This is a genomic window from Pseudomonas helleri, from assembly GCF_001043025.1.
GTDB classification, from domain to species: Bacteria; Pseudomonadota; Gammaproteobacteria; order Pseudomonadales; family Pseudomonadaceae; genus Aquipseudomonas; species Aquipseudomonas helleri.
Genome location: NZ_JYLD01000003.1, coordinates 447,349 through 461,008 on the forward strand (window position 1 = coordinate 447,349; position 13,660 = coordinate 461,008).

The 13,660-nt window shown below is 56.4% G+C and carries 12 protein-coding genes and 2 tRNA genes; 12 read left to right on the top strand and 2 right to left on the bottom strand.

All coding sequences use genetic code 11. The features are described from left to right. Positions 1 to 3 precede the first annotated feature (3 nt). The 8 genes from lolB to TU84_RS07540 all read left to right on the top strand — a co-directional run bounded on the left by lolB (position 4) and on the right by TU84_RS07540 (position 6,358). Positions 4 to 630, top strand: a complete 627-nt coding sequence (lolB, locus tag TU84_RS07505) for a lipoprotein insertase outer membrane protein LolB (protein ID WP_048368411.1) — start codon at positions 4 to 6, stop codon at positions 628 to 630. A gap of 1 nt (position 631) precedes the next feature. Then, positions 632 to 1,480, top strand: coding sequence for a 4-(cytidine 5'-diphospho)-2-C-methyl-D-erythritol kinase (gene ispE, locus TU84_RS07510; RefSeq protein ID WP_048368412.1), 849 nt, complete (start codon positions 632 to 634; stop codon positions 1,478 to 1,480). A 37-nt stretch (positions 1,481 to 1,517) separates the two neighbouring features. Beyond that, positions 1,518 to 1,592 (top strand) — tRNA-Gln (locus TU84_RS07515). A gap of 45 nt (positions 1,593 to 1,637) precedes the next feature. Continuing rightward, positions 1,638 to 2,579: a ribose-phosphate pyrophosphokinase gene (locus tag TU84_RS07520; protein WP_003171603.1), complete on the top strand. Its 942-nt coding sequence runs from the start codon at positions 1,638 to 1,640 to the stop codon at positions 2,577 to 2,579. Between the two features lie 139 nt (positions 2,580 to 2,718). Beyond that, on the top strand, positions 2,719 to 3,309 hold the full coding sequence (locus TU84_RS07525) for a 50S ribosomal protein L25/general stress protein Ctc (protein ID WP_048368413.1): 591 nt from the start codon (positions 2,719 to 2,721) through the stop codon (positions 3,307 to 3,309). Positions 3,310 to 3,474: 165 nt separating this feature from the next. Beyond that, positions 3,475 to 4,059 carry an aminoacyl-tRNA hydrolase gene (gene pth, locus TU84_RS07530; protein ID WP_048368414.1) on the top strand — a complete coding sequence of 195 codons (585 nt, stop codon included), beginning with the start codon at positions 3,475 to 3,477 and terminating at the stop codon, positions 4,057 to 4,059. A 23-nt stretch (positions 4,060 to 4,082) separates the two neighbouring features. Continuing rightward, a complete protein-coding gene (gene ychF, locus TU84_RS07535; protein ID WP_048368415.1) occupies positions 4,083 to 5,183 on the top strand; it encodes a redox-regulated ATPase YchF in 1,101 nt (366 codons plus the stop codon). Positions 5,184 to 5,317: 134 nt separating this feature from the next. Further along, positions 5,318 to 6,358: an FUSC family protein gene (locus TU84_RS07540; protein WP_048368416.1), complete on the top strand. Its 1,041-nt coding sequence runs from the start codon at positions 5,318 to 5,320 to the stop codon at positions 6,356 to 6,358. A 102-nt stretch (positions 6,359 to 6,460) separates the two neighbouring features. On the opposite strand, the gene TU84_RS07545 is transcribed toward TU84_RS07540, so the two are convergent. Beyond that, positions 6,461 to 7,633, bottom strand: coding sequence for an MFS transporter (locus tag TU84_RS07545; RefSeq protein ID WP_088500373.1), 1,173 nt, complete (start codon positions 7,631 to 7,633; stop codon positions 6,461 to 6,463). Positions 7,634 to 7,848: 215 nt separating this feature from the next. Here TU84_RS07545 and TU84_RS07550 point away from each other — a divergent pair. Both TU84_RS07550 and TU84_RS07555 read left to right on the top strand, forming a co-directional pair. Next, a tRNA-Met gene (locus TU84_RS07550) sits at positions 7,849 to 7,925 on the top strand. A gap of 525 nt (positions 7,926 to 8,450) precedes the next feature. Next, positions 8,451 to 8,801, top strand: a complete 351-nt coding sequence (locus tag TU84_RS07555) for a DUF6124 family protein (RefSeq protein WP_048368418.1) — start codon at positions 8,451 to 8,453, stop codon at positions 8,799 to 8,801. 54 nt (positions 8,802 to 8,855) lie between these two features. Here TU84_RS07555 and TU84_RS07560 read toward each other — a convergent pair whose 3' ends face one another. Beyond that, the gene (locus TU84_RS07560) at positions 8,856 to 12,104 is read right to left on the bottom strand and encodes a hybrid sensor histidine kinase/response regulator (protein WP_048368419.1); all 3,249 of its coding nucleotides are present in this window, start codon (positions 12,102 to 12,104) and stop codon (positions 8,856 to 8,858) included. Between the two features lie 182 nt (positions 12,105 to 12,286). Here TU84_RS07560 and TU84_RS07565 point away from each other — a divergent pair, with 182 nt between their 5' ends. After that, the gene (locus TU84_RS07565; protein ID WP_048368420.1) at positions 12,287 to 12,868 is read left to right on the top strand and encodes a fimbrial protein; all 582 of its coding nucleotides are present in this window, start codon (positions 12,287 to 12,289) and stop codon (positions 12,866 to 12,868) included. Between the two features lie 67 nt (positions 12,869 to 12,935). After that, the gene (locus TU84_RS07570) at positions 12,936 to 13,634 is read left to right on the top strand and encodes a fimbrial biogenesis chaperone (RefSeq protein ID WP_048368421.1); all 699 of its coding nucleotides are present in this window, start codon (positions 12,936 to 12,938) and stop codon (positions 13,632 to 13,634) included. Positions 13,635 to 13,660: the final 26 nt, after the last annotated feature.

The following is a 13,660-nucleotide window of genomic DNA, read 5'->3' on the forward strand; positions in this document are numbered from 1 at the left end:
ATCATGTTTTTTCGTCATGTACGCCATCTCATTGCCTTTGGCCTGATCGCCCTGCTCGCCGGTTGCGCGGGTTTCGGCGCTCGTGAATCGGTCGAAGGTCACGGCAGCCCCGCCCTGTGGTCGCAGCATAAACAGCAGCTGAGCGCACTCGATGGCTGGCAAATCAACGGCAAGGTCGGCATTCGTGCCCCTAAAGATTCGGGCAGCGCGACACTGTTTTGGCTGCAACGCCAGGACTACTACGACATTCGCCTGTCGGGCCCGCTGGGCCGAGGCGCTGCCCGCCTGACCGGCCGCCCGGGCAATGTCAGCCTTGAGGTCGCCAACCAGGGCCGCTATGAAGCCACCACCCCGGAACAATTGCTCGGCGAGCAGTTGGGCTGGAGCTTGCCGGTGTCGCATTTGGTCTGGTGGGTTCGCGGGCTGCCCGCGCCCGACAGCAAAAGCCGCGTGACCCTGAACGCCGACAGCCGCCTTGCCAGCCTGGAACAGGATGGCTGGCAGATCGAATACCTGAGCTACATCGAACAAAATGGTTTTTGGTTGCCGGAGCGGGTCAAACTGCACGGCACGGATCTGGACGTCACGCTGGTCGTGAAAGATTGGCAACCGCGTCAGTTGGGACAATAAGATGCAAAAAGAGGCACTGGTTTTGCCCTCCCCGGCAAAACTGAATTTGATGCTGCACATTTTGGGTCGTCGCGCAGACGGCTACCACGAACTGCAAACCCTGTTTCAATTCCTCGATTACGGCGATGAAATGACCTTCGCCGTACGCGACGACGGGGTTATTTGCCTGCACACCGAGTTTGCCGGTGTGGCGCACGACGACAACCTGATCGTCAAAGCGGCGAAAAAACTGCAACAACAGTCCAACAGCCCGCTGGGCATCGATATCTGGATCAAAAAGATATTGCCCATGGGCGGCGGCATTGGCGGCGGCAGTTCAAATGCGGCCACCACCTTGCTGGGCCTCAACCATCTCTGGCAATTGAACTGGACTGAAGACCAGTTGGCAGCACTGGGCCTGAGCCTGGGAGCCGATGTTCCGGTTTTCGTCCGTGGGCACGCCGCTTTCGCAGAAGGCGTAGGCGAAATTCTTACCCCTGTAGACCCGGAAGAGCCCTGGTACGTCGTACTTGTGCCGCAAGTCTCTGTCAGCACAGCAGAAATATTTTCAGATCCTTTGTTGACACGTGACTCTTTGCCCATTAAAGTGCGCCCCGTTCCCAAGGGAAACAGCCGAAACGACTGCGAAGCAGTGGTGAAGGAGCGTTATCCAGAAGTACGTAACGCTTTGAATTTGCTAGGTAAATATACCGAAGCAAAATTAACTGGAACTGGAAGTTGTATATTTGGGGCCTTCCCAAACGAAGCAAGTGCTGATAAAGTGCTGCACCTTCTTACAGAGACCCTTACAGGGTTTGTAGCAAAAGGAAGCAACGTTTCGATGTTGCATCGAACGCTACAAGATCTGTAAACGGAAACGGGTACACGGTACTCGTAGCAACAGATACAGGGGCGTCGCCAAGCGGTAAGGCAGCAGGTTTTGATCCTGCCATGCGTTGGTTCGAATCCAGCCGCCCCTGCCATTTCTTATACTCATCCAGGTTACCCTCAGCCTTCAGGTACTGCGCGTGTCCAAGATGATGGTCTTTACGGGGAACGCTAACCCCGATCTGGCTCGGCGTGTCGTACGTCAGCTGCATATCCCTCTCGGTGACATTTCTGTCGGCAAGTTTTCCGACGGCGAGATTACCGCTGAGATCAATGAAAATGTTCGCGGTAAAGACGTTTTCATTATTCAGCCGACTTGTGCTCCGACCAACGATAACCTGATGGAACTCGTCGTGATGGCTGATGCCTTCCGCCGTTCCTCAGCAACTCGTATTACTGCTGTTATTCCTTACTTTGGTTATGCCCGTCAGGATCGCCGTCCGCGTTCCGCACGTGTGGCTATCAGCGCAAAAGTTGTTGCTGACATGCTTACCGTAGTCGGCATCGACCGTGTTCTCACGGTTGATTTGCATGCTGACCAAATTCAGGGTTTCTTCGATATTCCTGTAGATAACATCTACGGCTCCCCAGTATTGGTGGATGACATCGAAGATCAGCGCTTTGAGAACCTCATGATTGTGTCCCCGGATATCGGCGGCGTCGTGCGTGCACGTGCTGTTGCCAAATCCTTGGGCGTGGATCTGGGGATCATCGACAAACGCCGTGAGAAAGCCAATCACTCCGAAGTGATGCATATCATTGGTGATGTCGAAGGGCGTACCTGTATTTTGGTTGACGACATGGTCGATACCGCCGGCACTCTGTGCCACGCGGCTAAAGCCTTGAAAGAGCATGGCGCTGCCAAAGTGTTCGCCTACTGCACACACCCTGTGCTGTCGGGTCGGGCAATCGAGAATATCGAGAACTCTGTGCTGGATGAGCTGGTGGTGACTAACACCATCCCGCTGTCCGCCGCCGCACAAGCCTGTGCGCGTATCCGTCAACTGGATATCGCACCGGTTGTGGCTGAAGCGGTTCGCCGCATCAGCAACGAAGAATCGATCAGCGCGATGTTCAGATAAGGGCCCTGCCCTGCTCTGACATCCGTTGACGAAAAGCGCCCCGCCCCAACAGCCTGTTGGGGCGGGGCTTTTTTGCCCATACCGTCCATAGCGCTGGTCGCAAACGCTAGGGCGGGTGTGGATATTTTGGAGATACAACATGAACGATTTTACTCTGAATGCTGAAGTGCGTTCCGACCTGGGGAAAGGTGCGAGCCGCCGCCTGCGTCGTCTCGCAAGCCTGGTTCCAGCTGTAGTTTACGGTGGCGACAAAGCCCCTGAATCCATCAGCATGCTGGCTAAAGAAGTTGCCAAACTGCTCGAAAACGAAGCTGCTTACAGCCACGTTATCGAACTGACCGTTGGCGGCGTTAAGCAAAACGTGATCATCAAAGCTCTGCAACGTCACCCGGCTAAAGGCCACGTGATGCACGCTGACTTCGTACGCGTTGTTGCTGGTCAAAAGCTGACTGCAATCGTTCCAGTTCACTTTGTTGGTGAAGCTGCTCCGGTTAAGAAAGGCGGCGAGATCTCGCACGTTATCGCGGAAATCGAAGTTTCCTGCCTGCCAAAAGACCTGCCTGAATTCATCGAAGTTGATCTGGCTAACGCCGAAATCGGCTCGATCATTCACCTGTCGGACATCACCGCTCCTAAAGGCGTTGAGTTCGTAGCTCTGGCACACGGTAACGACCTGGCAGTAGCCAACGTTCACGCTCCACGTGTTGCACCAGAAGCAGACGCTGAGTAATTCATTACTCTGTCGTTGGAGTTTTGAGAAACATCGCGAGCTAACACGCAGCGAGTAAAGCGGACAAGATCGCGAAGTTTACTCAGGTAAACCCGTTTTCTTGTCTGTTTTCGCCGCTACCGTTAGCGGCGATGTGATCCATAACTCTATAGAAGGGCCCTTGTCGTGACCGCCATAAAACTGATCGTTGGCCTGGGAAATCCAGGCACCGAATACGAACAGACCCGGCATAACGCAGGGGCCCTTTTTGTTGAGCGCCTCGCGGCGGCAAACGGGGTCAATCTCGTTGCCGATCGTAAATATTTTGGCCTGACCGGACGTTTTAGCCATCAGGGTCAGGATGTTCGTCTGTTGATTCCCACCACCTATATGAACCGAAGCGGCCAGGCCGTTGCGGCACTTGCCGGTTTCTACCGCATTGCGCCAGAAGCCATATTGGTGGCCCACGACGAACTCGATCTCCCACCGGGTGTTGCCAAGCTCAAGCTGGGCGGCGGCCATGGAGGTCATAACGGCTTGCGTGACATCATTGCGCAACTGGGAAACAACAATAATTTCTACCGTCTGCGGCTCGGCATTGGCCACCCAGGCGTCGCGAGCATGGTGTCCAACTTTGTTCTGGGTCGTGCGCCACGCGCCGAGCAGGAAAAACTGGACGCCAGCATCGATTTTGCCCTCGGCGTGCTGCCGGATATCCTCGCCGGTGAATGGAACCGCGCGATGAAAAACCTGCACAGCCAGAAGGCCTGACTCTTTTTCCGAGGGGAAACACCATGGGATTCAACTGCGGCATCGTCGGCCTGCCTAACGTCGGCAAGTCCACCCTGTTCAACGCCCTGACCAAATCCGGCATTGCAGCGGAGAACTTCCCCTTCTGCACGATCGAGCCGAACACCGGCATCGTGCCGATGCCCGACCCGCGTCTGGCAGCACTGGCCGAGATCGTTAAACCGAATCGCATCCTGCCGACCACCATGGAGTTCGTTGACATCGCGGGCCTGGTAGCCGGCGCGTCGAAAGGCGAAGGCCTGGGCAACAAGTTCCTGGCCAACATCCGTGAGACTGACGCTATCGCTCACGTGGTGCGCTGCTTTGAAGACGAAAACGTGATCCACGTTTCCAACACCGTCGACCCTAAGCGCGACATCGAGATCATCGACCTTGAGCTGATCTTCGCCGACCTCGACAGCTGCGAAAAGCAACTGCAAAAAGTCGCACGTAACGCCAAAGGCGGCGACAAAGAAGCGGTTGCCCAAAAAGCCCTGCTGGAACAACTGATTGCCCACTTCACCCTGGGCAAGCCAGCACGCAGCCTGATCAAGAACATGGACGCCGATGAGAAGCAAATCATCAAGGGCTTCCACCTGCTGACCACCAAGCCGGTGATGTACATCGCCAACGTGGCCGAAGACGGTTTTGAAAACAACCCGCTGCTCGACGTGGTGAAAGCCATTGCCGAAGAAGAAGGCGCTACCGTTGTTCCGGTATGCAACAAAATCGAAGCTGAAATTGCCGAGCTTGAAGACGGCGAAGAAAAGGACATGTTCCTTGAGGCCCTGGGCCTTGAAGAGCCAGGCCTGAACCGTGTGATCCGTGCCGGTTACGAAATGCTCAACCTGCAAACCTACTTCACCGCCGGCGTTCAAGAAGTACGCGCCTGGACCGTCAAAGTAGGCGCTACCGCCCCACAAGCGGCTGGCGTGATCCACACCGACTTCGAGAAAGGCTTTATCCGCGCCGAAGTGGTCGCCTACGAAGACTTCATCCAGTACAAGGGTGAAGCAGGTGCAAAAGAGGCCGGCAAATGGCGTCTGGAAGGCAAGGACTACATCGTTAAAGACGGCGACGTCCTGCACTTCCGCTTCAACGTGTAAACCAACACACGTCTAAAAAACCGCGCCCAGGCGCGGTTTTTTTTGGCCCGGGTTTTACCCCGACAAACACTGCGCCAGGCAAACAGTCTATGGTTAATCCCAAGACCTAAAGGCTGACTGTGTAGGGAGTCGCAATGCTGTCCAAGGTGTTCTTCAACCGTTTCACCACTCCTCTTATTGAGCGAATCCAGTTTCGCTGGACCACGGCCTGGCGCGATGCCCTGGCCTCAGCCATCGCTGCTGCACTGGCGTGGATCCTCGCCAAGCACTTATTCGGCCACGAGCACCCGGTGTTTGCCGCCATCAGCGCGATTGTTTGCCTGGCGCCCGGCCTGCCCAGCCATGGCAAGCAAGCGGTCGGTTTAATGGTCGGCGTGGCCACCGGGATTATCATCGGGGAAGCCGCGCTGTGGTTACCGGATGGCTACCCGCTGCTGCGCATCGGCTTCGCCACGTTCTCGGCCATTGCCATCGCCGCGCTGTACGGCTTGGGCGCTGTCGTACCAATTCAGGCAGGCGTGTCAGCCGTATTGATGTTGGCGGTCGGCCCGGAGAGCGCAGGTGTTGTGCGCATGCTTGATGTGGTGGTGGGCGCGGGGGTGGGCTTGATGTTCAGCCAGATCTTGCTGACACCCAACCCCATCGGGATCATTGATGACTCGGCCAAGGACTTGCTGGAAAAACTCGCCAAAGGCTTCGGCCAAAGCCTGACAGCCCTTGAAAAGAACGACGCTAAAAGCGCGCAGCACGCGGTGTTTATTTTCTCGGGTGCTCACGACAGCCTCATCACCCTTGAGAACGGCATTGCCAGCGCACGCAATACTGCACGCTGGACGTTGCGCGGACGGTTTGCCTCGCGGGAAGTCAAAGACATAGCCAGCCGTTACGAGCGACACGCCGTGCGCTTGTACGCCAGCGCCCTGCTGTTCTCTGAGGCCTTTGCTGACGCCATGCGCAAAGAACAGGGCTCGCCACCCGCCGCGCTGCACGAACGGCTGGCCAGCGTCGCCTCAGGCTGTGCAGCGATTGCCGGCGATACGCAGCAGCCGGTGTTGGCCGCCTATGACGACCAACAGGTCGAAGCCGTGTCAGCGCCGTGGCAAATCTGCCTGCAGCATTTGAGCACCGTCGAAAGCGCGTTGCAGAGTTTTAGTGCCAGCGCGCAAAACACGTAGTCGCTGCCGAAGGATGAGGCTGCGATGGGGTGCGCAGCGCCCCTGAATGGCGGTCCTTCGGCCCGCATCGCAGCCTTCGTACCTCGACAGCGACTACAGCAATCAGACCTTTTTGGTGCGCGGCAAAAAGATTGCCAGCACACCAAACAGCGGCAGGTATGAGCAGAGCTTATAGACGTATTCGATACCGTGAATGTCGGCCAGATGCCCCAGCAACGCCGCACCAATCCCGCCAAAGCCGAACATCAAGCCAAAGAAGATACCGGCGATCATGCCCACGTTGCCCGGCACCAATTCCTGGGCATACACCACAATCGCCGAGAACGCCGACGCCAGGATAAAACCGATCACCACGCTGAGGACGCTGGTCCAGAACAGATCCGCATACGGCAGCAGCAACGTGAACGGCGCGACACCCAGAATCGAGAACCAGATCACCGCCTTACGCCCGATGCGGTCGCCAATCGGACCGCCAAAGAACGTCCCCGCTGCTACCGCCCCAAGGAACAAAAACAGGTACATCTGCGAGTTGGCGATGGAGACGTCGAATTTCTGAATCAGGAAGAAGGTGTAATAGCTGGTGAGGCTGGCCATATAAAAATACTTGGAGAACACCAGCAGCCCCAACACCACCAGCGCGCTCAGCACACGCCGTTTGGACAAACCATGTGTCGCCTTCTGCCCGGCCTTGAGCTTGAACAGGCTCAAGTGCGTGCGGTACCAGCGGCTGATCACATACAGCAGGCCTACCGCAAACAGCGCAAACAACCCGAACCAGGCCACGTTGCCCTGACCATAGGGGATGATGATGGCGGCGGCCAGCAACGGCCCGAACGCCGACCCTGCGTTACCGCCCACCTGAAACGTAGACTGAGCAAACCCGTACCGCCCGCCCGACGCCAGCCGCGCCACCCGCGAGGCCTCAGGGTGAAAGGTCGACGAGCCCACCCCGACCAACGCGGCAGCCAGCAAAATCAGTGGAAAACTGCCGACCTGAGACAACATCAAAATCCCGATCAGCGTACACACCATGCCGCACGGCAATAACAGCGGGTTGGGATGACGGTCGGTGTAATAACCCACCCACGGCTGCAACAGCGACGCGGTGAGTTGAAAGGTCAGGGTAATCAGACCGATCTGCGTGAAGGTCAGATCGTATTTGTCCTTGAGCAACGGATAGATCGACGGCAACACCGCCTGGATCAAGTCATTGATCAAATGCGCCAACGCCACGGCCCCGATAATGCGCAGGACTAACGGGCTGGCTTGAGGCATTTGAAGGTCTGGCGTTGTTTTTATTGGAGTGTCGCTAATAGCCATAAGGGTTTCCAGGCAACAGATGAATGCACGTGCAAGTGCCCCAATGTGCCATTTTTTAACAAGCCAGTGCCATCCGAACCCCGAGAAACCTTAAGCGTTTGATAGCGCAGAGAAAATTTTCAGATATTTGCTTGACACACCCCCCTTACGAGGGAATAATGCGCGCCATCGGCTACATAGCTCAGTTGGTTAGAGCATAGCATTCATAATGCTGGGGTCCGGGGTTCAAGTCCCTGTGTAGCCACCAAACACCGGTTTCACCACATCGCAAGATGAAATGAAACCAACGAGAAAGCCCGCCTAGTGCGGGCTTTTTTGTGCCTGTCGATAAATAGCCTGTAGTCGCTGACGAGGAACGAAGGCTGCGATGGGTTGCGCAGCGACTCGCTTTTGAAGGGCTTGCGGCCCTTATCGCAGCCTGCGGCAGCGACTACAGAGGTTGCTAATCAGCCATTTCGTACGACGCTTCCCTTTCAATCCGCTGAAACATCCTAGAAACTTCCGTTCGCTTGTGCCTGATCATTTCGGGGAATAGTCTCGGCCCATCGCTGCAAAACAGCGGTCGGGTTTAGTCGCCCGTGTTCCCTAGGCGCAAGGCGCCACCTCCGCGAGGCGCTTTTTCTTGGCCTGCGTTTTATGGTGGCCGTGCGCAGGGCGTCCATGTGGCGCGCCGGGTTCCTAGGTGACCGGTCGACTAACCTGCGCATGGCTGCCACCCATTCGTTTAGTCGCGACAAGTGACAGCTCCTTAAACACCCTAGGAGTTGTAACAATGAAAAAGCTGGTCCCCGATCCACCCGCCCTACCCCTGCAAACTGCTGCTCAGTGCGATGCATCGTCGTTAGACCGTGCCGCCACCGATCGCGCCCTCGATTACTACCTGCACGACCATAAGCCTCCACGGCACGTGGATCAGGCCACGTATGCCATACCCGACAGCGTCAATTTAGAAGCGGCTTTGGCCCAAGCGTCAGACTTGTTGCGCTACGCGGGCGCTTCGGCGAGTGAGGCGGGGAATGGCTTGAGCGGGCATTCGCGTAGTTTGGTGTTGTCCTGCATGCACCTGGTGGAGCTGGCCAAGGCGTATGTGGATAAATCGCTGGATGGTGTGACGACGCACTAAAGCAGCACGCGCCTGAGTGCAAGCAGGCGCGTCATGGCCGATACAAGGCTATGCCTATCGAGGCGGGTACAACGCGCCCTCAATCATCTTGAGCACAACCCGGTGCAATCGCTTCAAAAATGCCTCAACCGCACTGGCCGACTCTGGATTCAAAGGCTCATGCAACAGGGTTACTTCACACACACCGCACGCCGCAGCCAGATCTTGAGCCCCTACGGTGGCTAGCGAACCATTGATTCGGTGCAGATAGCTGATCAGCTTTGAAGTATTGGAGGTTTGCAAAGCCTGCTCAGCCTGTTCCAGGTCTTCCTGCATGGTTGTCACAAACAAACGATGCATGGCTGGCGAAAGGGTTATCCAGCCTTCAAGGTCAGCAGCATGTTCAGCGGGCGCCTGTTCCTGTAGTGCCTGCGGAGCCACTGCTGCGGGTTGCCGAGAATAGGCTGCCAAGGTCTGGCGTAAGGTCTCAAGGTTCAAGGGTTTGACCAGCCAGGCGTTCATCCCGACCTTGAGGCAGTGTTCGCCCTCTTCACGTAACGCATTGGCAGTCACTCCAATAATCGGTACGTCCGAGTCCAACTGACGCAAGCGCTGGGTGAGCTGATACCCGTCGAGCTTGGGCATGTTGACGTCGGTGATCACCAGATCGAATGACGCCTCTTTCCAACGCAACAGGGCTTCTTCGCCATCTTGGGCCAACGTCACCCGTACGCCCAAGGCCTCAAGCTGTTCCTTGAGGATCTCGCGGTTGACGGGGTTGTCTTCTGCAACCAACACGCTCAAGTCCATGTCTGAAACAGGCTCGGCGATGTAGGCCGGCAGTTCGCAGGTAGAGCCTTGCGCCACCTGCATCAAGGTTTTGGCAATCGCGCGGATGTCATAGGCATTGACCTCCCAACCGCGCACTGTTTTTTGCGGCAGGCTCGGCGCGGTTCCCGTGGCGATCACTCGGGCGCCCTGCCAAAGTTGCGCAGCCAATGGATCCGGCTCAACGTCGAGCAACACGGCATCACTGTCTTCAGTGCCTGCATCCGACCAGACCAAGGCTCGCGCGCCCCAACCGCCAAGCCATTCAGTCAGGCTCTGGGCAAGATCCTTAAGCGGCGCACGCACATAAACGCTCACGCCTTGCAGATTAATGTCGGTACTGTTGGCCAGCGCACCTGCCACGATGGGCAAGCGTATATGCAATGAAAAACTGCTGCCCAAGCCAGGCTCACTGACTACTCGCAAGTGGGCGCCCATCATTTCACTGAGCCGAGCGCAGATCGACAACCCCAGCCCCGCACCACCCGCCAGCTCGCTCCCCCCCACGTGAGAAAAAGGCTTGAACAGTTTCGGCAGTTCCTGCTCGCTGATGCCCATACCGGTGTCGGAGACTTGCCATTGCAGTGAGACATGGTCGCGCTCGATGTCTGTCACTTTCAGCCGCAGGACCACACGCCCAAAATCCGTGAACTTGATGGCATTGCTGAGCAAGTTGTTGATGATTTGACGGATTCGCACCGCATCACCGCACACCAGAGGCGGCAAGGAGGCGTCAGCGCAGGCGAAAATTTTCAGGCCTTTGTTGTTTGCCGAAGCGGCATAACTGCGCACCGCATCTTCAAACACATCCAGCGGGCTAAAGGGTTTCGGCTCGACCGCCATTTGCCCGGACTCGATCTTGGACACGTCCAGCACATCGCTGATGAGTTGAAACAACACCGTCGACGAACGCTGAATGGTGCGCAGGTATTCCTGCTGACGTGCATTGAGCGGGGTCATTTCCAGCAACTCGAGATTGCCGAGTACGCCATACAGAGGCGTGCGGATTTCATGACTCATGGTGGCCAGAAACAGGGTTTTAGCCTTGCTGGCCTCATCGGCGGAGCGGCGCGCCTCCTCCATCATATTGGCGTCGTCGACATGCCGGGTGATGTCGTTGAAACCACACAGCACCACGTCTTTGCCCTTGTAACGGGTAAGCGCAAAACACACCAGAAGGTGGCGGCCGGCAACCTCAAGCTGGACCTCGCCCGGTTCACGCTTGGCATAGTCGCGCTTCAAGAGCGCGATCAATTCAGGCGTGCCCTGCCATTGCTGGGCACGCTGATTCTCCAGTAATACGATGCCCGTGCCACGCTGCACCACACACAAACCAACGGGTGCGTTGTCGAGCATGACCCGATTGAACTCTTCGCTTTCAGCCAGCGACTGGTTGGCGCGGTTTGCAGGCTCGATGATTTGCAGGCGATACCAGCGGTTGAGGCGCCAGGCAATCAACGCAAACAGCAAGACCAGCACCACAGTTCCCAACAAGGGCCACTTGGCGTAACCGAAAAAGTTCTGGTAACTGATGGTGTACAGACCGACCCAAGGATCTGAGCCCCCCGAACTCAACTTGAAGTGCAAACCGTCAGACTGAAAACTCATGCCAAACGGCAAGTCATACGCATCCAGATCATCGCCCAGCAGTACCTCGCCAGCGGGCGAAATCAGCGTCAGCTGACTCTTGCTCGGGCGCATCAACAACCGCTCAAGGTCACTGATATCACTGACATCCAGCAAAGCGGTGAGGATCACGGAGTCGTCATCTGCTGGGCCGGGCAAAAAGCGATGAGACAAACCCACACCTATAGCGCCCACGATGTATTTGCGTTTCTGGATAAGGCCGGCCGGGGCACGTACCCATAACACCTGGTTGTCATCGAGTTTGGGACCCAAGGTGACAAGCTGGTCATACAGGCGTTTGGTCACCTCAAAGAAGTTGAATTTTTGCAGCAGCGGGAACTGCCGGGCCCCATCAATACCGGGCACGGCAATGGTGAACAGGTCGGTGGGTGAAAAGACAAACACTTGGGGCGCCGTGTAATGGGAATCGGACCAATAGGCGGCAAACAGATCGGTCAACTGCACGCCAAACGAGTAAACGCCGGCCATTTGTTCAGCGCTGAACTTATCGCGCTGGCTGACGGTAAAGGGCAGTGATTTGGCGGTGTCGCGGCTCTGAAACAAACGCTCATCGGCCTGACGCATCAACTCGGTGTGTGAGCGCGGCACACTGTCTTCCAACAGATTCTCGTTATCCTGGCCATAGCTTTCGGCTGCCGTGCGCAAAAAGGCTTCATGTTCATGAATGCTTTCCATCAGCCGCGCAAAGTGAAAATCAGTCTTCTCGCCCTCCTCCTTCAACACCCGGTTAACCGCCCAATAACTCATGCTCACCAACAGCAGGGCCAGCCCGGTCAGCAGGAGCAGCAATTTATTGAGTCTGAGTGAACTCAGTGCCAAGGCACCGAGGCGTACTTTTGCTTGTTTCATGAGAGAGCCTATCAGGGGCATTGCGGCCCAAAAATATAGTGCCTACGAAAACAGGAATCGTCTGATGGGGCTCAAGCCCGGCAAATTGCATCCTATGCAACACCTGCTGCGGCGAGCCGTGAACAGGGGGGGGACGATCAAAAATGGATATCACACATAATTTCTTGCAGAGGGCATCTCTCATGTTTCAAACAATCGGCAAATACACTGCGCTGTGCGGCTCCACGCTGCTGATCGCAATGGCAGCTGCCACCGTACACGCAGCTGATGGTCAAGTTGAATTCACTGGCAGCGTCAACGATAACGCCTGCACCATCAACAGCGAAAGCGTGAAGAAGTCGGTTGATATGGGCCAGGTCCGTATTGCTGACTTCCCTAACACTGTAGGCGCTGTCGCGACCTCGGGTGCTACACCGTTCTCGATCTCGCTGGAAAACTGCAGCGGTTCGACCCTGAAGAACGCTTCCATCAAGTTCAGCGGCCAACAAGCGGCATCGGACGCCACCGTACTGGGCATGGTCGGTTCTAATCAGGTATCTGGCGTGGGTATCCAGATCGCTGACGCCCGTACCGGCGACAAACTGCCTTTGAACACCGCCAGCACCGATTACGTGCTGCGCCCACAGTCCAACACGTTTGACTTTACAGCGTCCTACGTACGCCTTGTGGCTGATACCCCAGGCACCGAGGGTGCACCAGGTACCCGTGGTATCGGTACCGGTCAGGTTAACGCGCTGGCTACCTTCGACGTTACTTACAAGTAACTCATTTTTATTAACGCAAGGGCTCGTGACTAATCACGGGCTCTGGCGTTAACAAGAGGACCTCTACATGCGTTTAAAAGTTGCAGCCTTTTTGGCGTTGGCAGCAGGCTTTTGGCTGCCCCACGTTCAGGCAGGCGTCAATGTCGGCTCCACACGCGTCGTCTACCAAAGCAAGGAAAAGGAAGCCAACCTATCACTCTCAAACTCGGGCGAAGATGGCGTTCCGTATCTGGTGCAATCGTGGGTCAGCCCTTATGACAATAAGGATGACAGTGCAGATGAGTTCATCATCACGCCGCCCCTGTTCCGCCTGGACGCCAAAGCTCAGAACATCCTGCGAATCATCGCCACCAACGTTAAAAGCCTGCCCACCGACAAAGAAAGCCTGTTTTTACTGAATGTCAAAGCGATCCCGGCCAAGAGTGCCGAGCAAAGCAGCCAGAACGTGCTGCAGATTGCCCTTAAGACCACCATCAAACTGTTCTACCGCCCTGCCGGCTTGCAGGGTTCTCTGCCTGAGGCTGTTGAAAAACTGCAATGGCGTGCTGAAGGCGGAAAACTGACGGTGCAAAACCCGTCGGGCTACAACGTAGTCGTCAGTGACTTGCTGATTAACAACACGGCCAGCAAAGGCATGCCCGAGGTGATCAAGCCCGGCAGCACCGTCACCACGCCGATCGCGCTGAAAAACAGCGACACGCTGGAACTCAGCTACATCAATGAATACGGCAGCACCGTCAAGGCGGCACCTGTTACCCCTCATTGATTCGTGAATGAACCGTTGAACAGAAG

What these genes read in the sequence shown, in the direction of transcription:
- lolB (WP_048368411.1), top strand. Translation starts at nt 4, where the DNA reads ATGTTTTTTCGTCATGTACGCCATCTCATTGCCTTTGGCCTGATCGCC.
- ispE (WP_048368412.1), top strand. Translation starts at nt 632, where the DNA reads ATGCAAAAAGAGGCACTGGTTTTGCCCTCCCCGGCAAAACTGAATTTG.
- TU84_RS07525 (WP_048368413.1), top strand. Translation starts at nt 2,719, where the DNA reads ATGAACGATTTTACTCTGAATGCTGAAGTGCGTTCCGACCTGGGGAAA.
- ychF (WP_048368415.1), top strand. Translation starts at nt 4,083, where the DNA reads ATGGGATTCAACTGCGGCATCGTCGGCCTGCCTAACGTCGGCAAGTCC.
- TU84_RS07540 (WP_048368416.1), top strand. Translation starts at nt 5,318, where the DNA reads ATGCTGTCCAAGGTGTTCTTCAACCGTTTCACCACTCCTCTTATTGAG.
- TU84_RS07545 (WP_088500373.1), bottom strand. Translation starts at nt 7,633, where the DNA reads ATGCCTCAAGCCAGCCCGTTAGTCCTGCGCATTATCGGGGCCGTGGCG.
- TU84_RS07555 (WP_048368418.1), top strand. Translation starts at nt 8,451, where the DNA reads ATGAAAAAGCTGGTCCCCGATCCACCCGCCCTACCCCTGCAAACTGCT.
- TU84_RS07560 (WP_048368419.1), bottom strand. Translation starts at nt 12,104, where the DNA reads ATGAAACAAGCAAAAGTACGCCTCGGTGCCTTGGCACTGAGTTCACTC.
- TU84_RS07565 (WP_048368420.1), top strand. Translation starts at nt 12,287, where the DNA reads ATGTTTCAAACAATCGGCAAATACACTGCGCTGTGCGGCTCCACGCTG.
- TU84_RS07570 (WP_048368421.1), top strand. Translation starts at nt 12,936, where the DNA reads ATGCGTTTAAAAGTTGCAGCCTTTTTGGCGTTGGCAGCAGGCTTTTGG.